The sequence below is a fragment of the Caulobacter sp. CCNWLW153 genome, assembly GCF_036889365.1.
GTDB classification, from domain to species: domain Bacteria; phylum Pseudomonadota; class Alphaproteobacteria; order Caulobacterales; family Caulobacteraceae; genus Caulobacter; species Caulobacter radicis.
On sequence record NZ_JBAKFV010000026.1, the window covers coordinates 1 to 21,861 of the forward strand.

17 protein-coding genes, 1 tRNA gene and 1 pseudogene are annotated in these 21,861 nt (G+C 69.1%); 14 read left to right on the forward strand and 5 right to left on the reverse strand.

Going from position 1 to position 21,861, the window contains the following annotated elements; translation table 11 throughout:
- The 13 genes from V6S85_RS25675 to V6S85_RS25735 all read left to right on the forward strand — a co-directional run.
- Positions 1–143 (forward strand): hypothetical protein (locus V6S85_RS25675; protein WP_334350723.1); only part of this gene is annotated, 143 nt, incomplete at its 5' end.
- 183 nt (positions 144–326) lie between these two features.
- Complete coding sequence (locus V6S85_RS25680; protein ID WP_334350699.1) at positions 327–797, forward strand: glucuronosyltransferase; 471 nt, start codon at positions 327–329, stop codon at positions 795–797.
- Complete coding sequence (locus tag V6S85_RS25685; protein ID WP_165828747.1) at positions 794–1,276, forward strand: glycosyltransferase; 483 nt, start codon at positions 794–796, stop codon at positions 1,274–1,276. Before V6S85_RS25680 ends, V6S85_RS25685 begins: the two co-directional genes overlap by 4 nt.
- Positions 1,273–2,442 (forward strand): glycosyltransferase, encoded by a 1,170-nt coding sequence (locus V6S85_RS25690; protein ID WP_334350700.1) that lies wholly within the window; start codon positions 1,273–1,275, stop codon positions 2,440–2,442. The genes V6S85_RS25685 and V6S85_RS25690 overlap by 4 nt, the downstream gene beginning before the upstream one ends.
- Positions 2,439–2,966, forward strand: coding sequence for an acyltransferase (locus V6S85_RS25695; RefSeq protein WP_116565863.1), 528 nt, complete (start codon positions 2,439–2,441; stop codon positions 2,964–2,966). Before V6S85_RS25690 ends, V6S85_RS25695 begins: the two co-directional genes overlap by 4 nt.
- A complete protein-coding gene (locus V6S85_RS25700; protein ID WP_116565861.1) occupies positions 2,963–3,877 on the forward strand; it encodes a polysaccharide pyruvyl transferase family protein in 915 nt (304 codons plus the stop codon). The genes V6S85_RS25695 and V6S85_RS25700 overlap by 4 nt, the downstream gene beginning before the upstream one ends.
- A gap of 10 nt (positions 3,878–3,887) precedes the next feature.
- Complete coding sequence (locus tag V6S85_RS25705) at positions 3,888–4,826, forward strand: glycosyltransferase (protein ID WP_334350701.1); 939 nt, start codon at positions 3,888–3,890, stop codon at positions 4,824–4,826.
- Positions 4,823–6,373: a lipopolysaccharide biosynthesis protein gene (locus V6S85_RS25710; RefSeq protein ID WP_116565857.1), complete on the forward strand. Its 1,551-nt coding sequence runs from the start codon at positions 4,823–4,825 to the stop codon at positions 6,371–6,373. The genes V6S85_RS25705 and V6S85_RS25710 overlap by 4 nt, the downstream gene beginning before the upstream one ends.
- Positions 6,374–6,376: 3 nt before the next feature.
- A complete protein-coding gene (locus V6S85_RS25715; protein ID WP_334350702.1) occupies positions 6,377–7,303 on the forward strand; it encodes a glycosyltransferase family 2 protein in 927 nt (308 codons plus the stop codon).
- 2 nt (positions 7,304–7,305) lie between these two features.
- Positions 7,306–8,286 carry a glycosyltransferase family 2 protein gene (locus V6S85_RS25720; protein WP_334350703.1) on the forward strand — a complete coding sequence of 327 codons (981 nt, stop codon included), beginning with the start codon at positions 7,306–7,308 and terminating at the stop codon, positions 8,284–8,286.
- A gap of 33 nt (positions 8,287–8,319) precedes the next feature.
- Positions 8,320–9,669, forward strand: a complete 1,350-nt coding sequence (locus V6S85_RS25725; RefSeq protein WP_334350704.1) for an O-antigen ligase family protein — start codon at positions 8,320–8,322, stop codon at positions 9,667–9,669.
- Entirely contained in the window at positions 9,666–10,838 is a 1,173-nt protein-coding gene (locus tag V6S85_RS25730; protein ID WP_334350705.1) for an acyltransferase family protein, read from the forward strand. The genes V6S85_RS25725 and V6S85_RS25730 overlap by 4 nt, the downstream gene beginning before the upstream one ends.
- A gap of 104 nt (positions 10,839–10,942) precedes the next feature.
- Positions 10,943–13,342, forward strand: a complete 2,400-nt coding sequence (locus V6S85_RS25735; protein ID WP_334350706.1) for a hypothetical protein — start codon at positions 10,943–10,945, stop codon at positions 13,340–13,342.
- A 37-nt stretch (positions 13,343–13,379) separates the two neighbouring features.
- Here the strand turns inward: V6S85_RS25735 and V6S85_RS25740 are convergent.
- From V6S85_RS25740 to V6S85_RS25760, 5 genes and pseudogenes are all read right to left on the reverse strand, one after another.
- Positions 13,380–13,453: transfer RNA gene (locus V6S85_RS25740), tRNA-Cys, on the reverse strand.
- A 92-nt stretch (positions 13,454–13,545) separates the two neighbouring features.
- Complete coding sequence (locus tag V6S85_RS25745; protein ID WP_334350707.1) at positions 13,546–14,700, reverse strand: MFS transporter; 1,155 nt, start codon at positions 14,698–14,700, stop codon at positions 13,546–13,548.
- A complete protein-coding gene (locus tag V6S85_RS25750) occupies positions 14,697–16,964 on the reverse strand; it encodes a TonB-dependent receptor (RefSeq protein ID WP_334350708.1) in 2,268 nt (755 codons plus the stop codon). Before V6S85_RS25750 ends, V6S85_RS25745 begins: the two co-directional genes overlap by 4 nt.
- Positions 16,965–17,047: 83 nt before the next feature.
- Positions 17,048–17,716 carry a phosphatase PAP2 family protein gene (locus V6S85_RS25755; RefSeq protein WP_334350724.1) on the reverse strand — a complete coding sequence of 223 codons (669 nt, stop codon included), beginning with the start codon at positions 17,714–17,716 and terminating at the stop codon, positions 17,048–17,050.
- A 9-nt stretch (positions 17,717–17,725) separates the two neighbouring features.
- A pseudogene (locus tag V6S85_RS25760) lies at positions 17,726–18,787 on the reverse strand (phosphatidylinositol-specific phospholipase C1-like protein); the annotation flags it as partial.
- Positions 18,788–19,036: 249 nt separating this feature from the next.
- Between V6S85_RS25760 and V6S85_RS25765 the strand changes: the two are divergent.
- On the forward strand, positions 19,037–21,790 hold the full coding sequence (locus tag V6S85_RS25765; protein WP_334350709.1) for a TonB-dependent receptor: 2,754 nt from the start codon (positions 19,037–19,039) through the stop codon (positions 21,788–21,790).
- Positions 21,791–21,861: the final 71 nt, after the last annotated feature.

Below are 21,861 nucleotides of genomic sequence, written 5' to 3' on the forward strand. Positions count from 1 at the left end.
TCGACCTGCGCAACGTCTACAAGCCCCACGAAATGGTCCGCCACGGCTTCACCTACGCCTCGGTGGGGCGCGGGGCGCCGGCCGATGGCGGCGACGCGGGTCTCAAGACTGGCGAGCGCCAGATGGACGCCGTCCCGAACTAGGCGGGAAGGTCCGAGCGCCCCGCCGTCCAGCGACGGCGGGGCCGGGCCGGCGATCCAGAAAAAATCCCAGGGGGAAACGCATCCGGAGCGCGGCGATGGCGGTGAACGCCGCCGGTCGCGCGCGCCTGGGCTGTCTGCCTGGACGAAATGCGACGTCGCGAACTGCACAATGGATCTGAAGTCATGACGGCACAGCGTAGCGTCAAAAAGCCCAAGGTTCTGGCGGTCTGCTCCAGTGGCGGCCACTGGGAGCAGATGATGATGATCCGTGACGCCTTCAAAGGCGCCGATCCGGTCTTCGTCACGACTTTGCCCGGTTTGGCTGAGAAGTCGGGCGTCGAGAAAGCCTATGTCGTGCCGGACTGTAACCGGGACAATATTGGGGCCAACCTTCGCTGCATGAGGGATCTGCTTTCGATCATCAGGGCCGAACGGCCCAATGTGATCATCTCGACCGGCGCCGCGCCGGGCCTGCTGGCGATCGTCATCGGCCGTTTCTTCGGCGCCCGGGGCGTCTGGGTGGACAGCATCGCCAACTCCGAGCGGTTGTCGATGAGCGGCAAGATGGCCGGCTACGTCGCCAACCTCTGGATCACCCAGTGGAGCCAGCTGGCCAGCGCCAAGGGCCCGAAATACTACGGGAGCGTCCTGTGATCCTGCTGACCGTCGGCACCCAGCTGCCCTTCGACCGCCTCGTCGACATCGTCGACCGCGTCGCGCCCGACACCGGCGAGGAGGTGTTCGGCCAGATCGGCAAGAGCACGCTGTCGCCGCGCAACTTCACCTTCCAGGAAAACCTGCCGCCGCGCGACTTCGAGAGCAAGATCACCTCGGCGCGTGTACTGGTCTCGCACGCGGGCATCGGCTCGATCCTGACCGCCCGCAAGTACAACAAGCCGATCATCCTGTTCCCGCGCCTGGCCGCGCACAACGAGCACCGCAATGACCACCAGCTGGCCACCTGCGCACAGCTGAAGACCCAGGCCGGCATCTACGTGGCCACGGACGAAGGCGAGCTGCGGGCGCTGCTGCTGGACAAGGGCCTGGTCTCGGGCTCGGAGGATCCGGGCGCGGCGGTCAAGCGTCGGCAGCTGACCGACGCCATCGGCGCCTTCATCGGCGGCGGCGCGTGACGACCGCCCCCGACGATCGCCAGAAGGTGCTCTACTACGTGGAGCGCTACCTGCCGCCGTCGCAGGCCTTCGTGGCCCAGCAGGCGCGAGCCCTGGCGCGCTACCAGCCGGCGATCCTGGCCGGCAGCACCATGGCCAACCTGGATCGCGAGATCATCGGCTTTCCCGTGCACGACATCCGCGCCTCGCCGGCCATGCGGGCGGGCGAGTTGGCGCTCAAGACCGTGCGCCTGCCGGCGCCGGCGCTGTTCCCGGCCGTGCGACAGGCCGACCTCGTCCACGCCCATTTCGGCAAGAACGGCTACGTGATCGGCCCGCTGGCGGCCGGCAAGCCGCTGGTCACCACCTTCCACGGCTTCGACGCCACCTTCGCCGGCAAGGCGCAGGACGTCGACGGCTTCAACCAGGTGCGGTTCTTCGCCAAGGGCCGCGAGCAGATGGCCAGGGGCGGCGGCTGGCAGATCGCGGTGTCCGACTTCATCCAGGACCGCCTGCTGGCCCTGGGTTTTCCGCAGTCACGGATCTTCCGTCACTACATCGGCGTCGACACCAGCCTGTTCTCGGCCCCGACCCGGCCGCGCCGCAAGGGCCTGGTGGTCTCGGTCGCCCGCTTCGTGGAGTACAAGGGCCACAAGCTGATGATCGAGGCGCTGGAGCGGGTGGCCAAGGCCGGCACGCCCGTCGAGTTCATCATGATCGGCGAGGGCCCGCTGCGTGACGAGATCGAGGCCCTGGCCCGCCGTTCGCTGCCCAAGGTCGAGGTGCGCGAAAAGCAGACCCAGGCCCAGATCCGCGACCTGCTGTCGGAGGCCGAACTCTATCTTCACGGCGCGGTGACCCTGGCCAACGGCCACGCCGAGGCCTTCGGCATCGCCAACCTGGAAGCCCAGGCCATGGGCGCGCCGGTCGTCGCCTTCCGCTCGGGCGGGGTGGGCGAGGCGGTGGAGGAGGGGGCGACCGGGTTCCTGGCCGCCGAGCGCGACGTGGCGACCATGGCCGAGCACATCGGCCGTCTGCTGAACGACCAGCCGCTGTGGAACGCCTTCAGCGAACGCGCGCCGAAGATGGTGGCCGAGCGCTTCGACATCCGCCGCCAGACCGCGCTGCTGGAAGACTATTACGACAGCGTCCTCGACGCCCATAAGAAGGGGGAGGCGCGTCGATGACCCAGCCTGTGCCGCAGACCAAGCCCAAGGGCGTGAAGCCCAAGTGGAGCCTGAACGTGTTCCGGCCGCTGCGGGACGCGATCATCAATGTCCGGCGGGCCTACTACAACAAGGTCTGGGGGATGCACATCCACCCGACCGCGTCGTTCTCGCTGAGCGCCAAGTTCGACCGCACCAACCCCAAGGGCGTGCATGTGGGCGAAGAGACCTACGTGGCCTTCGACGCGGCGATCCTGACCCACGACCTGACCCGCGGCCTGTATCTGAACACCTATATCGGCCGCCGCTGCTTCATCGGCGCGCGCAGCATCATCCTGCCGGGCGTGACCATTGGCGACGAGTGCGTGATCGGCTCGGGCGCGGTCGTGACCAAGGACATCCCGCCGCGGTCGCTGGTGGCCGGCAACCCGGCCAAGATCATCCGCTCGGACATCAAGATCATCTCGCGCTATGGCCGCATGGCCCGCGAGGACGAAATCGAGGCGGCCAACGTCGCCGCCCTGGCCCTGGGAGCCGCCGAATGAAGATGTTCTTCTACCGCGGCAAGCACGAGAACTTCGGCGACGAGCTGAACCACTGGCTGTGGCCGCAGATCCTGCCGGAGTTCTTCGACGAGGACGAAAGCGACCTGTTCCTGGGCATCGGCTCGATCCTCTACGACAACTTCGATCCTGGCATCCGCAAGGTCGTCTTCGGTTCGGGCTGGGGCGGCTACACCAAGGCGCCGACGCTGGACGACAAGTGGACGGTCTATTTCGTGCGCGGCAAGAAGACGGCGCAGGAACTGGGCGTCGACGAGAGCCTGGGGATCGGCGACAGCGGCATCCTGATCCGCAGCCTGTGGGACGCCGGCAAGGTCGAGAAGCGCCATGCCGTCTCGTTCATTCCGCACTACGAAAGCGCCATGTACGGCGCCTGGGAGAAGGTCTGCGCCAAGGCCGGCATCCACTTCATCGATCCGCGCTGGTCGGTGGAGAAGGTGCTGCAGGAGATCAGCGCCTCGGAAAAGGTGATCTCCGAGGCCATGCACGGGGTGATCATCTCCGACGCCCTGCGCGTGCCGTGGCGGGCCATCGTGCCGCTGGATCCGGCCAACCGCGCCAAGTGGTACGACTGGGCCAGCGCGCTCGACGTGTCGATCGATTTCGACACCCTGGGCCCGTCCAATCCGGTGGAGGCGCTGGCCGCGCTGCGCAAGGACACGGCTTGGCGCAAGGCGATCACCTTCCGCCATCGGCGCATCCGCCAGCTGACCGGCGACATGGCCTTCGGCTCGGCCGGGGCGACCCTGCAAGCGGTCGCCGCCAAGCCGGGCCAGCTGAGCACCGACGCCGCCATCGAGGCCGCCCACGCCGCCATGCTGGCCCAGGTCGAGAAGCTGAAGGCCGATTTCGCGCCGGCGGCGGTTCGCGACGTCCAGCCCGTCGAGCAGTGAGGGCCGGCCGATGAGCAGCCTTTCCGTCACCGTCATCCTGTCGTCCTACAACGGCGAGAAGCGGCTGCCGAACACGCTGGACTCGTTCGTGCGCCAGGACCTGCCCAAGGACGGGTGGGAGATCATCGCCGTCGACAACAACAGCAGCGACGGCACGTTCGAGCTGCTGCGGTCCTATGCCGACCGCCTGCCGATCAAGCCCTTCCGGCACGTCACGCCCGGCAAGTCGAGCGCCCTGAACGAGGCCATCGCCCGCGCCCAGGGCGAGCTGCTGGTCTTCACCGACGACGACGTCGAGGCCGCGCCGCACTGGCTGTCGTCGATCGTCGAATGCGCCGCCGCCCACCCCGAGGTGTCGGTGATCGGCGGCCGCATCGTTCCCAACTGGGAGCGCCCGCCGGGCGATGATCCGCTCTACACCTGGCTGCCGCTGGGCTCGACCTTCGCCATCGTCGACGACCTGCCGACCGGGCCTTGCGATCCGTCGAAGATCTGGGGTCCCAACACCACGATCCGCGCCAGCGCCCTGGGCGGCGAACGCTATCGCGAGGACATTGGGCCATTGCCCGCCAAGCTCTACGCCATGGGCGAGGATTCCGAGATCGTCATGCGGCTGGCCGGGAAGGGCCACAAGGCCTACCACTGCGCTGAAGCCGAGGTGCGCCACTTCGTGCCGGCCTCGAACATGTCGGCCGACTGGGTGCAGAAGCGGGCCGAGCGCCTGGGCTTCGGCATCCCGGCCTTGCAGCCCGAGAAGATCCCCGGCGGCCCGCGCCTGGGCGGCGTGCCGGTCAGGACCTGGCTGGAGACCGCCAGCTGGGGCGCGCGCAGCCTGATGCTGTATCCGCTGCCAAGGTCGCGCCTGCGGTTCTGGGCGATCTGGAAGCTCTATTACATGCGCGGCCTGATCCAGGGCATCCGCCACTACATGCCGGCGGCCCGCGCATGAGCGATCCGATCGACACCCAGGGACCGGCGCAAGCGCCGGCTGGCGGCGCCAGCGGCATCGGCTCCAAGGCCGTGAAGGCCTCGGTCTGGGTGATGGGCGGGGTGGTGTTCACGCGCCTGGCCAACCTCCTGATGACGGTGGTGCTGGCGCGCATCCTGCTGCCGCAGGACTTCGGCCTGGTGGCGCTGGCCACCACCGTACTGCTGATGCTGCAGGCGATCACCGACCTGTCGCTGGGCAACGCCCTGATCCACAAGCAGGACGCCGACCGCGCCGACTACGACACCGCTTTCACGCTGGGCGTGCTGCGCGGCCTGCTGCTGATGGCGATCATGATCGGCGCCGGCGCGGTGATGGTGAAGGTCTACAACGACCCGCGCCTGTTCGCGATCATGGCCGCGATCAGCGTCCGGCCGCTGATGGCCGGCCTGATGAGCCCCTACTACATCACCCTGGCCAAGCACCTGAAATTCTCGGTGGTGATCGCCATCGAGAGCCTGGCGGCCGTGCTGCAACTGGTCGCCGCCGTGGCGGTGGCCTGGACCACCCACAGCTACTGGGGGATCGTCGCCGGGGTGATCGCCGCGGGGCTCGTGCCGCTGGTGGCCAGCTATCTCTACGCGCCGTACCGGCCGCGCTTCTCGCTGGCCTCGACCAAGCTGATCCTGGGCTTCTCGATCTGGGTGACGCTGAACCAGTTCATCACCGTCATCGGCAACCGCTTCGACAACCTGGTCATCGCCGGGGTGCTCGGCACCGCCACCTTCGGCGCGTACAACGTCGGCAACAACATCGCCACCATGCTGACCCAGCAGGCCATCCAGCCGCTGGAGCGGGTGTTCTTCCCCAGCTTCGTGCACATCGCCGCCGACCGCGACCGCCTGCGGGCCGCGTTCCAGCGCAGCCAGTCGTCGCTGTTCGCGGTGGGCCTGCCGCTGGGCGTGGGGCTGGCGCTGGTGGCCGAGCCGCTGGTGTCGCTGGCCCTGGGGCCCAAGTGGCACCTGGCGGCCGTCGTCATCCAGCTGATCGCGCCGGTGCTGGGCGTGCAGGTGGTGTTCGGCGCGGTCAACGCCGTGGCCTATGCGCAGGGCGCGACCAAGGATCTCTTCCAGCGCAGCCTGTGGCAGACGCTGGTCCGCGTGCCCGTGGTGCTGGCCGGCCTCTATTTCTGGGGCCTGACGGGCCTGCTGGTGGCGCGCATCCTGTCGGGCGGGCTGCTGCTGTCGGTGCTGAACCTGATGCTGGTGCAGAAGCTGACCGGCCTGACGCCGCTGGAGCAGGTGAAGGTGACCTGGCGCTCGCTGGTCAGCACGGCGGTGATGATCGCCGCGGCGCTGGCGGCGGGCTCGCTGTTCCCCAACGTGGAGCATCACGCCGACGCCCTCTACGCCACCGTGGCGATCTCGATCGCCGGCGGGCTGGCCTATGTGGTCACCCACGCGGCGGTCTGGTTCATGGCCGGACGCCCGGGCAACAGCATCGAGGCCGAACTCGCGCGACTGCTGTCGAAAACCACCGGGCGCTTCGCCCGCCTGCGGAATGCATAAGCCATGGCCAAGTCTCCGCTCTCCCCCGCGCCCAGGATCTCGGTCCTCGTCAACAACTACAACTACGCGGCCTATCTGCCGGCCTGCATCGACAGCGTGCTGTCGCAGGACTACCCGGACTTCGAGCTGATCGTCGTCGACGACGGCTCGACCGACGGTTCGCGGGCGATCATCGGCGAGTACGGCGACCGGCTGGTCGCGGTGCTGAAGGAGAATGGCGGCCAGGCCTCGTCCTTCAACGCCGGCTTCGCCGCGGCCACCGGCGAGATCCTGTGCCTGCTGGACGCCGACGACGCCTTCCTGCCGGGCAAGCTGTCGCGCCTGGCCGAGATCTACGCCGGCGACGGCGTCGACTGGTGCTTCGACCGGGTGACCACCGACGAGACGGCCGGGGCGCCGGGCGAACTGGTGACCAAGCCGGTGGACTATCGCCAGGGCCTGGGCCGGGGGCGCTTTCCTAGCATTCCGGTGCCGACCTCGGGCCTGACCTTCCGGCGCGGGCTGCTGTCGCAGATCCTGCCGATGCCGGTGGCCCAGGACGTGGTGCTCAGCGACAACTACCTGAAGTTCGCCGCCAGCTATCTGGGCGCAGGCGTGCTGGTCGACACGCCACTGACCTTCCAGCGCATCCACGCGACCAACCGCTACACCGGCGCCGTGCAGGCCAGCCCGCTGCGCTCGCGGATCATGATCGCCACCGGCCTGGAGCTGGCCCGCCGCTATCCGGGCCTGAAGAGCCTGGGCGCCAGCCTGGCGGCCGGCGGCTTCGCCCAGGGCGGGCTTTCGGGCCGGGCCCTGCGCGAGCAGCTGGCCGTGGCGACCAACGCCGCGCCCCACCCGCGCCTGGCGGCGCTGGACCTGTGGTGGCGGGTGACGATGAAACGGGCGCGCGCCTCGCTGGCGCCGCGCAAGGCGGCGAAGGCGGGCTGACCATGACCACGACCACGGCCACGCTCGATCCCGCCCAGGCCGCCCCGGCGCAGGCTTCCGACGTCGTACACGTCACGGTCGGCGTGCTGACCTTCAAGCGCCCCGACGGCATCGCCAAGCTGCTGGACTCGCTGGGCGGGCTGACCATGAGCGCCGAGCGGCCCTACCGGCTGTCGGTGGTGGTGGTCGACAACGATCCCAAGGGCAGCGGCCGCGCGGCGGTCGAGCCGTTCATGGCCTCCAGCGCCTTCCAGCTGATCTACGCCATCGAGCCCGAGCCCGGCATCCCGTTCGGCCGCAACCGCGCCATGGACGAGGCCCCGGCCGACAGCAAGTTCTTCTGCTTCGTCGACGACGACGAGTGGGTGGTTCCGGGCTGGTTGGACGCCCTGCTCGAGGTGCAGGCGCGCACCGGCGCCGACTGCGTCTATGGCCCCGTGGAGCCGGTCTATCCCGAGAACCCGCCCGCCTATTTCATCAAGAGCAAGGTTTTCGAGCGCAAGAAGAACGAGGACGGCGCGCGGATCGGCTATGCCGCCTCCAACAACGTGATGTTCGACCTGCCGCTGTTTCGCCAGATGGGCCTGCGCTTCGAGGAGCGGATGCGCCACACAGGCGGCACCGACTACCTGTTCTTCAACCAGGCGGTCCGCAAGGGCGCGAAGATCCATTGGAGCGACGCGGCCCTGGTCTACGACGTGGTGCCGGCCAACCGGATGACCTGGAAGTGGGTGATCCAGCGGCAGTACCGCCTGGGCAACACCTTCGCGGTCGCCGACCAGCTGCACGGCACGCCGGCCCGTCGGGCCTATCGCCTGGTCTACGGCGCGGCGCGGATGGCGCTGGGGGCTGTGATGTCGCCGGCCCTGCTGATCTCGCCCAGCCTCGGCATGCGGGCGATCATCCACGGCGTGCGCGGCGCCGGCGTCGTCAGCGGCATTCTTGGCCACAGCTATCAGGAATACGGAAAGGCCCAGGCCTAGCGCTCGCGCGCGGCTTGGCCCAGTGATCCACACATGACCCTCGTGAACGACAGTCCCTCGCATCGGCGCGCCGCCCAGGCCAAGGTCAGCGGCGCGGTGCGCCGTGAAAGCCAGCTGAAGGCGTTGCTGACCACCATCCTGATCCTGTGCCTGTGGCGCGCTTCGGGCATGTCGTACGGCTATCCGTCGCGCTTCGACGAGGGCGGCAGCGGCGACAACGTCTTCGTCATGAAGGCGCTGCTCTACAGCCTGATCCCGCTGATCCTGCTCTACGCCGCGCTCGAGGCGGGGCGGGTCAAGCAGATGATCCAGAAGACCCCGATCTCGGTGGTGATCATCTTCACCGCCTGCGTGGCGTCGGTGTTCTGGTCGATCAACATGGGCGCCTCGACGCGCGGCCTGACCGCGGTGTCGCTGATCACCATCGCGGCGCTGATGTACCGGCTGAGATACGGGGCGGCGGACACCTGGAACACGGTCTACACGTTCATGGTGGTGTCGGCGATCGCCAACGTGGCCTACACCATCGTCTTCCCCCAGTTCGCCATCATGGGCGGGGCCTACCAGGGCATGGTCAAGGGGATGTTCTACCACAAGAACCTGATGGGCCATTTCTTCTCCCTCGGGTTCTTCATCATCTTCCTGAATTCGCAGCACCGGTACGGCCCGACCTTCCACGGGGTGGTCAAGACCGTGGCCACCGCCTGCGCCCTGGGCCTGGTGGTGCTGGCCCGCTCGTCCACCGCCCTGATGATGATCGGCGTGGGCATGACCGTGATCGTCGGCCTCAACGCCACCCGGGCCCTGAAGAGCAAGCCGGCGCGGGTGGGCCTGATCCTGGGAACCACGGTGGTCATGGCGGCCCTGATCGTGGTCTCCTACAACATCGTCATCGCCACCATCGCCGAGGCGTTCGGCAAGGACGCCACGCTGTCGGGGCGCTCGAACATCTGGGACCAGCTGCTGCCGCTGGTCTATGACCGGCCGCTGTTCGGCTACGGCTTCGCGGTGTTCCGCCAGCCCGAGGTGTTCGACCAGTTCGTGCGCGCCTCCTGGAACGTCAGTTCGACGCACAGCACCTATCTGGAGCTCTGCCTGAACATCGGCGTTCCCGGCGCGGCGGCGCTGCTGTTCCTGATCCTGGTGCGCCTGTTCGCCAAGATCGCCCCGTCGCCGGCCAGCGTCCCGGTCCAGAGGCAGCAGCGGCTGGAGGTGATCATCATCCTGCTGGTGCTGGTGGCCTCGGGCCTCGACGCCGGCATGCTGCTGGCGCCGATCGTGCTTTGGCCGCTGATCGTCATCTCGCTGCCCGTCTCGTTCGAGGCGGCGCCGGCCCGGCGGCCCCTGCGCCGTCCGGCCTTCGTGTCGCGGGGCGCCGCATGAGGCTGCTGTCCGGCCTGGGGATGGGGGAGGCGGCGGCCCGGAGCCCGGCGTCCCTGCCCAAGAACCTGGCCCTGGTGCAGGCCCTGCGGGGCGTGGCCGCCATCGCGGTGGTCGCCCACCACACGATCCGGACCTTCACCGTCAAGGCCAGCGCCGGCATCGTCCCGCCGGCCCTGATCGGCGCGCCGGCCTTCTACGACGCCCTGGCCTTCGGCGTGGACCTGTTCTTCGTCATCAGCGGCTTCATCATGGTCTATGTGTCGGGGGCGTACATGACCGCCGACAAGCCGATCCTGGGCTTCCTGCTCAAGCGCGCGGCGCGGATCTACCCGATCTACATCATCGTCTCGCTGGTGCTGATCGGCCTGAAGGTGATGAACCACGTCACCGAGGGGGCGTCGAGCTTCGACCTCGAGCCCCTGCGGATCGCGACCTCGCTGTTGCTGATCCCGGCGTTCAACGAGGCGGGCGGCGTGCAGCCGATCCTCGGCGTCGGCTGGACCCTGTCCTACGAGCTCTATTTCTACCTGCTGTTCGCCGTCGCCGTGGTGGTGGCGCGCAAGGCGTTCTTCGCGCCGCTGGCGGCGTTCATCCTCCTGGCGATCACCGCGTTCAGCCTGCTGCCGGGCAAGGCCGCGATCGTCAGCTTCCTGGCCAATCCGATCGCCATCGAGTTCCTGTTCGGCTGCCTGGTCGCGCTGGCGATCAAGCGCGGGGCGCGGATGCCGCTGCCGTGGCCGGCCATCGCCGTGGCGACCGCGGCCCTGTTCGTCGCGCCGCTGTTCGTGCACGCCGAGGCCTGGCGTGTGCTGTGCTGGGGCCTGCCCAGCGCCGTCATCGTGTTCGCCGCCGTGTCGCTGGAGGCCGACGGCAAGGTCGCGCGGACGCCCAAGGTCTTCGGGCTGGTCGGCGACGCCTCCTACTCGATTTATCTGGTCCACATCCTGATCGTCGGCATCGTCGGCGCGCGCGTCGGCCGCATGGTCAGCGCGGCGATCGGCACGGGCTACGCCAGCGCGGCGGCGGTGGCGGCGATCGTCGTCCTGGCGACCCTGGTCGGCATCGCCATGTACTACGTCGTCGAGCGCCCGATCGCCGACTTCCTCGCCAAAAGGATTGGGGCCTACGAGCGGGCTCGCCTTGGCCGTGTATCCAAGGTTCTCGCGTAAGCAACTGGCGCCTATATTTGAAGCAAAATTAGGTATTGGGAGCGCGTGGCTCTTTGGTGCATTCTGTGTTTGCTGGGTGAGTAACAGTAAGCCAGAGCGTTGCCATGAAATCCGGGTTCGAGCGTCGCGAAATACTTAAGGTTGGCGCGGCCGCCTTGGGGCTTCCTGGGCTCGCCGCCCTGCCAGCCAGGGCGGGCGCCGCGCCTCGCGCGACCGAGCCGGCGCCGGTCGACGGCTACAGGCTCGACTTCCGCGCCGCCCGCCTGTTCCAGAACGGCCAGGACGCCGGCGCGCTGACGGCCATGCCGGGCCTCGTCATCCGCGCCGCCGGCGGCCTGGCCCTGGGGCCCACGGGCCGGCTCCTGCTCTTCGCCGACGGCCATCTGCGTCAGCACGCGCAGGCCGGCCTGCTGATCGAGCCGGCCTCGCGCAACCTGTGCGCCAGCTTCAACGCCGCCCCGACCACCAGCCTGGGCTGGTCGGCGGGCGCCACGGTCAGCCTCAAGGTCATGGACGCCCGCGACGAACTCTACGCCGCCCAGGATCCGGCCACCGGCGACTACCTGTTTCGCGACCTGCTGGACCAGGGCGTCATGAACGGCATGGTGCTGGAGGCCTACAATTCCGGATCGGCCTCGGCGGCCGTCACCGCCGCCGGCGTGGCCAGCGTCGGCGTCAAGCACACGCTGTCGGCCTGGACCCGCTGCGTGGCGGGCAGCGGCGACCTGCGCCTGACCGGCGGCGCGGCCGGCCCCGCCTACAGCCAGGCCTACTGGGCCCGCGTCGAGCGCGCCGGCCTGACGCCGACCAGCGCCAGCCAGGGGCTGACCATGGCCATCCACGCCAAGGCCCGCATCCGTTGGATCCTGCACCAGCTGGAGCCGGGCGCCGTCGCCACCAGTCCCATCGTCGTGGCCGGGGCCTCGGTGGGGCGGGCGGCCGACGAGCTGGCGATCGACAACGCCAGCCTGTTTGGTCAGCCGTTCACGATCGTCGCCGACACCCACATCCGCCGCGCCGGCGACATCGCCCGCCGCTGGATCACGGTCTCGGGCGGCGACGAGGAGATCGCCGTCACCCGCTCGGCCGACAACGCCCTGACCCTGACCGGCGCGGGAGCCGTTCACGATACGACCGTCGCGCCGCGCATTCCCCGCATCCATGGTCCGGGCGGCGCGCGCGTGGCCTTGCAGGTGCGGCCGCAGGGCAGGGTGCTGTCGGTCGGCGGCGCCAACGCCCACGACGCCTTCAACACCTTCCCCGCCAAGCTCTCGCGCCTGACGCTGGGCGCGCGCCCGGACGGGAGCGAGCCGCTGGCCGGCTGGTTCCGTAGCCTCGACATCCGGGGGCTGGTGGATCCGCGCGAACTGAAGCTGGCCAGCGCTCCGCCGGCCGACGCCATGGCCCACGACATCGTCCGCTATCTCGACCCCAAGGGCAGCGACACCGCCGACGGCCTGACCCCCGCCACCGCCTGGGCCACGCTTGGCAAGGCCGCCGCCCCGGCGACCGCGCTGCCGTCCGGCGTCCACCTGCTGCTGAGGCGGGGCGGGACGTGGCCCGAGATCCTGTCGCCGCCGTCCGACTGGTGCACGGTCAGCGCCTATGGGGAAGGCGCGCGGCCGATCGTCGGCGTGGGCCAGGACTACGGCTGCGACGAGAACAACAAGTCCGGCTTCCGGATCGAGGGGCTGCACTTGCGCGACTGGAAGCTCAAGGGCTTCAACAACTACGGCTTCAACAGCCACATGCTGTGGGACTGCGAGATCGGGCCGATCGCCGCCGGGCAGGCCGAGACCAACCGGGGCGGGGTGACCAGCCGCAACTTCAGGAACTTCTATATCGGCGCCTGCCATGTGCACGACGTCATCGGCGACGACGTCTTCCTGCAGACCACCAAGGGCGGCTGGGTGATCTCGGAGGGCAATCGCTACGACCCCGCCAACGGCGCCGAGGCCGACAACTTCCAGCTCAGCGACAACCAGGGCGCCCGGGTCCGTCTCAGCGGCGACCAGTACGACATGCGCGGCGCCAGCAGCGGCAAGGGTTGCGTCGTGGTCACCGGCAATGCGGGCACGGTGATCGAGGACTTCGTCGCCTACGGCCTGAACTTCTGCATCGGGCTGAACGGCGACAACATGGTCGTGCGGCGGGGCAGGATGAGCAGCGCGCGCCTCAACGCCTACAGCTGGGGCGTGGGCGTCGGCGAGTCGACGAGCGTGCGCCAGCATCTCTACGAGGACCTGGTGATCAGCGACTGCAATCGCGGGGTGTCGATCAGCGGCATCGGCGGCGGGGTGGACACGGGTCCCGACCGGGCCGACATCACCGTGCGGCGCGTCACCGTCCAGAACTGTCAGACCGGCCTTTGGATCGATCGTCCGACCAGCGGCGACCTGTCGGGCGTGTCCTTCGTCGACTGCGCCGTCAATGTCGACAACCGCACCACGGCGATGCCCGCCGACAGCCAGGCCGAAAGCCTGACCCTGCCGCAGAGCTACTAGCGGCGGCGGTACAGGTTGCTATCGAAAGGAAAGAGGGTGGAGGCCCGGCCCGGAATCGAACCGGGGTAAACGGATTTGCAGTCCGGCGCGTAACCACTCCGCCACCGGGCCACCGGGTCGACACGCTTGCGTCGGCGAAGAGGGGGTCTGGCTATCAGAGGTCGGGCAGGCTCGCAATGGCGAAACTGGCTTATCCCCACGCTTTACCGATGGCGGGTCAGGTGAAGACCGCAAATCAAGGCCAGGGTGGCGATCGCGAGGCCTCCGGCCAGCCAGACGGCCGGCCGCACGTCGTGTTCGCCGACGATCAGGGCGGCCAGCAGCGGACCGGTCGCGCAGCCCAGCAGGCTGGCGCCGGGGCCCAGCAGGGCCGCGCGGCGGCTGGGGTCGGCCTCGATGGCCAGCGGCGTCAGGAACGGCGAGGCGAAGAGCCAGGCGAAGCCGAACAGGCCCGAGGCGGCCAGGAAGGCCGGCGCCGGCGGCAGCATCGCAAAGACCACGAGGCAGGCGGCGGCCGCGATCACCCCCAGGGTCAGCGACACGAACCACGACATCCGTCCGGCCAGGGCCGTGGCCGCCGATCCGCCCGCGACCTGGGCGGCCAGCGAGATCGAGAAGGCCAGGCCCGCCGTGGTCGCCGGATGGCCGGCCTGGCGAGACAGCGGCTCGGCGTAGATCCACAGCGCCAGGATGAAGGCCTGGAAGCAGAACACCGCCAGCAGGGCGACCCAGCCGCGAGGGCTGGGCAATCCCTTGGGCGCGTCGTCCGTCTGGGGCAGGGCGGCCCAGCCGCGGGGGATCAGCGCGCCGGCCAGGGCGGCGGAGGCGGCCAGCGCCGCCAACGCGATGAAGCCGCCGTTGGGGCCGAAGCGGCCGATGACGAAGACGGTCAGGGCCGACACCACGACCAGCTGGGCCAGGGTCTGGACGGTGAGGTAGATCCCCGACCAGCGATCGGGGCGGGGCGAGCGGACGATCATGCCGGTGACGATCCAGATCAGCGCTCCGGCCGGCAGGCCGGCGGCGGCTCGGGTCAGCACCAGCAGGCCGTCATGGGCGAAGGTCGAGGCCAGGTTCAGCGCCGCCAGGAAGCAGCCGCAGGCCACCGCCGCCGGCCGCAGCCGCTTCGCGCCGAAGGCCGGGCCGAGCAACGCCGCGCCGATCCCCATCGCCGCCAGTTCGGCCATGCCAGCCAGTCCGATCTCTGTCGCCGTCAGCCGTCCGGCCGCCTCCAGCCCGCCCAGCAGCAGCGGTCCGACGCCGGGAAAGAGAACGCCGACGATCCCGATCCACAGCACCGCCAGCCGCTCGGAGAGGCTGGGCGAGGGCCCTATCCACGACCCGTCCTGGGCGCTCAATAGCGGGCCCGCAGGTAGAGGCCGTAGGTGCGCGGCGGGCCCATGCTGAAGACGTCGAAGCCCAGGCCCTCGATGGCGGTGATGTCGAGGATGTTGGTCGTATCGAAGAGGTTCTTGCCCCAGACGCCCAGCTCGTAGCGGCCGCCGTCGAGCTTCCAGCCCAGCTGGCCGTTGACGTAGGCGCGGCCCTTGTCGCTGAGGCGTTCGGTGTTGGCGGTGTCGAAGAACACCTTCGAGCGATAGGTGAAGTCCAGCTGGCCGGCGAAGTCGCCGACCGGCAGCGGGTGCTCGTAGCGGACCACGCCGTTGACGCTGGCCTTCGGCGCCGAGGGCAGGCGGTTGCCCGAATAGTCCTGCCCGACCGAGACGAAGTCCTTGTACTCGGCGTTCAGCAGGGCCGCGCCCAGGGTCAGCGACAGGCCCCGCACCGGCCGCGCCTCGATCTCGGCTTCGGCGCCATAGACCCGGGCGGCCGCGGCGTTGGTGAAGTACTGCACCGACAGGGCCCCGCGCTGGATCACGGTGTAAACCTGCAGGTCCTGGTAGTCGTAATAGAAGGCGGCCGCGTTCAGGCGCAGGCGGCGGTCGAGGAACTCGCTCTTGGCGCCCACCTCGAAGGCGTCGACGGTCTCGTCGTCATAGGGGCCCAGGTCCTCCGGCGCGGTGGTCTGGCCGGTGAAGAAGCCGCCGCTCTTGTAGCCGCGATTGTAGGTCGCATAGAGGTTGGCGTCGTCGGTCAGCGCGTAGCGCAGGCCAAGCCGTCCCGACAGCGACTTGAAGGTCTTGTCGCCGTCGTAGGTGAACAGGGTCAGCAGACCGTAGTCGACGTCGCTGACATAGTGGAAGCTCTTGTCGTCGACCGAGTAGCGCAGGCCGGCCGTGAAGGTCAGGCGCGAGGTCAGGTCGCGGTCGACCTGGCCGAAGACGGCCCAGCTGCGGGTCTTCTGGGTCAGCGGCCAGCCGAACACGCCGATGCTGGCGGCCGGATCCATGCCGGTCGGGTTGTCGGGCGTGGGGCTGCGCAGGTCGCCCAGAACGTCGTAGCGGCTGTCGTTGGAAAGGTCGTCCTTGGCCCAGTAGAGGCCGGTCACCCAACGGGTGGGGCCCGCGCCGTTCGATTGCAGGCGGAACTCCTGGCTGGCCGTCTCCTGCAGGGCGATGTAGCGGGCGCTGATCACCTGCAAGGGGTTGGCGTCGGTGTCCTCCCAGTCGTCGCGGGCCGCGCGCTGGTAGCCGGTGATCGAATAGAGCGTCATGTCGCCCAGGTCGTAGGAAACGCTGGCCGTCGCCCCGAACAGCTTGACGATGTCCTTGCCCTCGAAGCGGTAGTCGCCCTCGTAGAGGTTGGAGCTGGTGTTGGCGTAGCCCAGCACGTTCGTGCACTGGCCCGAGGTGTAGTAGGCCGGCTTGCAGACGGCGTAGCCCAGGCTGGGATCGAAGTCGCCGGCCGCCTCGGGCGTCTGGGCCACCAGCGAGCGGTTGTAGGTCCAGATCGAGCCGCCGCGCGACTGGTTGAGGCTCAGCGACAGGTCGGCGGTCAGCTTGTCGTCGGGCTTGTAGCGCAGGGCCAGGCGCGTGGCCCAGCGGTTGGCGTCGTTGCCCTTGGCGCCGGTCAGGCGGTTGGTCGTGTAGCCGTCGTTCTTGTCGTAGAGGCCGCTGATCCGGAACGACAGGGCGTCGCCGGCGATCGGTCCGCCGAAGCCGCCTTGGGCGTTGACGGCGTTGAAGCGGCCGTACTCGACGGCGATGTCGCCGCCCGGCGTGCTCGACGGCTTCCTGGTGACGACGTTGATCGCCCCGCCGGTGGTGTTGCGGCCGTAGAGCGTGCCCTGCGGCCCGCGCAGCACCTCCACCTGCTCCAGGTCGTAGAAGCCGGCCAGCTGGGCCAGGGGCGAGGCGACATAGACCCCGTCCACATAGACGCCGACGGCGCTGGCCGTGCCGGGGTTGAAGTCGTTGACGCCGATGCCGCGGATGAACATGCGCGGGTTGGCGGCGTTGTCGTCGGTCTTGATCTGCAGGCCGGGCGCCAGGCCCGACAGCGCCAGCACGTCGCCGACCCGCTGGTTCTGCAGCTGGGCGCCTGTCATGGCGGTGACCGAGACGGGCACCTCCTGCAGGTTCTCCGCCCGTCTCTGGGCGGTGACGACGATCTCGTCCAACGCGACGGGCGCGGCCTGGTCGGCCGTCTGAGCCCAGGATGAGGTCGCCGACGCCATCAAGGCGACGGCGGCGACCCCGGCGAACACTTGCAGCTTGCGCACTACAACCCCCCGCATGTCCGTACGAGGAGGATGCTAGCTATAACTATCGTTTTGGCAAGCGGCGTTCGGCGAGTTGCGTTTGCCTATTTCGGGTTTGCCCTGGCCAGGGCGGCGGCGACCTCGGCGCGGGCCATTTCCAGGTCGAGGCGGAAGGCGGCCGAGCGGTGCTCGGCGGCGTAGATCACCGCGCCGGCCTGAAGGCCCGCCTCGGTGGCGCTGACCGTGTGCGAGCCGCAGATCCAGCGGCTTTCGGCGTATTCGCGGCCGCGGGCGTAGAGGGCGTCGGCGCGCGAGGGCGCGACCTCGGCCAGGATCATCGCCACGTGCTCGCCATGGGCCGAGTGGCCGGACGGATAGTCGGGATTGCCGGTCAGGTGGGCGGTCTTGGCCTCGCAGGTGGGCGCGCTGTCCTTGCCGACATAGGGACGCTGGGTCCCCCAGAAGGTCTTGGCGACGCCCACCACCGAGCGGTCGTCGCCGGCGCGCTCGAGCAGGGCGGTGAGGACCGGGGCCTCCTGCGGCGTCAGGCGAACGCCGAGGGCGGCGGCGAAGTGGTCGTACATGGGTCCGGAGACGTCCGAGGTCGCCAGCGCCCAGCGCGGTGTGTCCTTCAGGGCGCGGCTGGCGTCGAAGATCGCCGCGTCGGCCAGGGCGCGGGGCGAGCCTGGCCGCGGCGGGGCGGCCAGCACCTTGGTCAGGTCGGGACGCTGGGCCGGGTCGAGATAGCCCTTGGCGGGCGCGCCGGGCGTCATCTCGATCGCGCCGTCGCAGGCCTTGGGCGCACGTACCGGATTGCAGGCGGCCGCGACGCCGCCGGGCAGGCGCACCGTGTAGCCCCCCGGCAGGCGCGGGTCGGCCCACATGTAGTCGGTCGAGACGTACTGGGCGCCGCTGGACAGGGCGGCGCTACGCTGGGCGACGTCGGCGTCGCGTGCGGCCCAGGTGTCGGCGTCGGCGCGGGTGCGGACGATGAAGCCGGCCTTCACGGCGGCGGCGATGCGGTCCTTCTGGGCGATCGGGTCGTTGAGGGTCAGGTAGGCGGCGGCCGGCGAGGCCTCGTCGGTGTTGACGAACATCGCCCGACCTTCGAGCGAGGCGCGCTTGCCGCGATAGATCGCCACCTTGGCCGGACCCTCGTCGAGGGCGAAGAACACCTTGCCGCGCGCGGCTTCCAGCGTCGGCCAGCCGCCGGCCAGCACCGCCTCGCGCAGGGTCGGCTTGTTGCCCTGGACGAGGTCGGGCGTGATCAGGCGGTCGGGGCCGAACACGCTGCGGATCTCGGCGTCCAACGCGTCGAAGGCTGGCTCGTCGAAGGGCAGGGGCGTGACGCCGCCCGGCAGGCTGGCCTGGCCCTCCTTGGCGTTGAGCATGATCAGGATCGGGGCGTGGCCGCGATGCTGGTCCGACCAGGCGCGGATCTGGGAAAGGCACTCCACGAAGGTCACGCACGAGGAGCGGAAGTCGACGTCGGGCATGTGCAGGGTCTTGAAGCCGGGCCTGGCCAGGGCCTGGGCGGCGGCCGGCGGCAGCACCGTTCCGCCGCCCAGAGCCGTCAGCGGCCTGGCGTAGCGGTTCCCCTGCGGGTCGGCGACGACGTCGATCTCCAGCTGGCGGGCGCCGGCGTCCAGTTGCTCGGCGAGCGGGCGGTGGGCGTAGTCTAGCCCCAGCACCGGCCGGCCGCGCGCGGCGACCATGGCGGCCAGTTCCTCGGCGGGGATCGCCTGCTTGTAGGAATTGTGGGTGCCAACGGCCAGCAGGTCGTTCATCCGCAGCGGCGCCTCGGGAGCCGCCGCCATCGTCATCGCCGCCACCAGACCCAGCATCGCGCGCCCTCCACCTTGGGAAAGCGGCCTCTCTAGCGGCGACGCATGACGGTTCGACGTCAGGCGCCGGTGACCGCCCTGCGGCGCGTCGGCAACAAATAAGGGGAAAGTCCGGCCCTCGCTGTCGGGCTTCATCTGGTCGTTATCAAACTCGTAACACGCGGTCACAATTTCGCCCTAACCGCCCCGCCATCGCGCCGGCGGCCCGCTCTGTTCGAGGCTCCCGGCGATCCAGTTGCAGGGGGTCTCATGTCCACCACGAAGAAAGCGCTGTCGCTCAGCGCCGCGTCGGCCGTCCTGGCCTTCGCCATGCTCGCCGCCCAGGCCCAGGCCGCCGACCTGTCGGCCGACGCGCCGATCGCCACCGCCGCCAATCCCGACGAGGCCGAGGTCGAGGCCATCGTCGTCCAGGGCTTCCGCAAGTCGCTGGGCGTCGCCCGCGAGATGAAGCGCGACAGCAGCATCGTCGCCGACGTCATCGTCGCCGAGGACATGGCCAAGTTCCCCGACCTCAACCTCGCCGAGTCGCTGCAGCGCCTGCCGGGCGTGGCCATCAACCGCGAGGCCGGCGAAGGCCGCCGCGTGTCCCTGCGCGGCCTGGGCCCCGACTTCACCCGCGTGCAGCTGAACGGCATGGAAGTGCTGGGCAACGTCGACTCGCCGATGGACAGCCGCGGCCAGACCTCGCGCGACAGGGCCTTCGACTTCAACATCTTCGCCTCGGAGCTGTTCTCGAAGATCGACGTGCGCAAGTCGTTCTCGGCCGAGCAGGACGAAGGCGGCATGGCCGGCACCGTCGGCCTCTACACCGCCAAGCCGTTCGAATATTCGGGCCGCAAGGCCGCGCTGTCGCTGCAAGGCGGCACCAACAGCGCCACCAAGGACTTCCAGCCGCGCGTGGCCGGCATGATCAGCCAGAACTGGGACGACAAGTTCGGCGTCCTGGTCTCGGTGGCCTATTCCAAGCGCCAGGTCGAGGAGCAGGGCTACAACACCTACGGCGCGGGCGTTCAGAAGGCCGTCGCGGCCAACGTGGTCAACCTCAGCCCGGCCGACCGCACCAAGGCCCTGAACGGCGAGCTGATCTTCCAGCGCGGCAACCGCCTGTCGGTGTGGGGCGCCGACAACGAGCGTCTGGGCGTCACCACCGCCGTGCAATGGCGTCCGGTCGAGAACCTGACCCTCACGCTGGACGGCCTGTACGGCAAGTTCTCCAACGACCGCAGCGAGAACCACCTGGCCACCCGCGCCAGCGTCGGCTCGACCATCCTGGGCGCGGCCACGCCGCACTCGGGCGTCACGGCCCCGGCCCCGGTGCTGCGCTCGATCCAGTACGACAAGTACAACACCATCATCTACGCCGACGTCGCCAACACGGTGTTCGCCACCGAGACCCGTCGCCAGGAGACCGAGAACACCTTCAAGCAACTGGTGCTGAGCGGCGAGTGGGAGCTGTCCGACAAGCTGAAGTTCGACGGCCATATCGGCCAGGAGACCTCGGACTACGACATCCCGATCTCGGACAAGTTCTACACCGAGGCGTTCGGCGACCTGATCACCGACTATCGCGGCAAGACCGGCAAGAACACCTACGGCTGGGACACCACCGACCCTAACAACTACCGCGCCCACGAGATCGACTTCTCGGCCACCTACCAGACGACCAAGCTGAAGAACGCCGAGTTCAACGGCTCCTACGCCTTCGACGACGCCCTGACCCTGAAGGGCGGCGTGTCGTTCCGCGGCTTCGAGAACTCGGGCTACACGCAGACCAACGACGACGTGAACAAGACGCCGTGGGAACGGGGCACGCTCGATGACCGGGTCAACGACTACTACAAGATCTTCCGCGAGCACGACGACCAGGCCTGGCTGATCGTCGACTGGGACAAGGCGCTGGCCAAGTACAACGTCACCCGCACGCTCGGCGCGCCCAAGTCGATCTACGAGGTGCAGGAAGACACCACGGCCGGCTACCTGCAGCTGGACTGGAAGACCGAGCTAGCCGGCATGCGCCTGCGCGGCAACGTCGGCGCCCGCGCCTACGACACCGAGCTGACCTCGTCGGGCGTCTTGGCCGTGCGCGGCGTCAACACCGCCACCACCGTCAAGAAGACCTATTCGGGCGTGCTGCCGGCCTTCAACGCGGTGCTGGAGGTGAACGACCAGTTCCAGATCCGCGCCGCGGCCGCCCAGAACATCAACCGTCCGTCCCTGGCCTCCTACGCCATGAACGGCTCGATCAGCGTCGACGGCACGACGGTGACGGTGTCGAGCGGCAACCCGAACCTGGAGCCCTACACCTCCGACGAGTTCGACCTGGCCGCCGAGTGGTACTTCGGCAGCGTCGGCATGCTGACCGCCGGCGTCTTCCACAAGAAGATCGACAACCTGGTCGCCAGCACCACGAACGCGGCGGTCTATTCCGACACGGGCCTGGCCGAAGGCCTGGTGGCCGGCGTCACCGGCTCGACCCCGGTGATCTGGACCCGCTCGATCAACAACGCCGGCGCCACCCTGACCGGTCTGGAACTGAGCGCCCAGAGCGACTTCTTCTTCCTGCCGGGTCCGCTGAAGAACCTGGGCATGGTCGCCAACCTGACGCTGATCGACTCCGAGACGACCAACAAGTTCAGCGGCAAGGACGTGAAGGGCCAGATGTACGGCCTGTCGGACGTCAACGCCAACGTCACGCTCTACTACGAGGCCGCCAAGTGGGGCGCGCGGGTGTCGTCGAACTACCGCTCGGACTACACGATCGACAGCGGCGGCTTCGAGGCCACCACCTATGTCGACGCCTCGGCCTTCTACCAGATCTCGCCGCGCATCCGCCTGACCCTGGACGGCGTCAACCTGACCGACGAGCGTGAAGCCCAGTACAACAGCTTCTACATCTACGACGCGGTCAACAAGGTCGACGTCACCCTGCCGGGCGCTCACCGCCTGTGGAACCACACCAAGAGCGGCCGGACGGTCTTCTTCGGCGCCAACATCCAGTTCTAAGGCGCATCTCTCCGCGTAGTGGCGCGCCCCGGGGCCGAAAGGCTCCGGGGCGTCGTCGTTTGGGGTCCGTG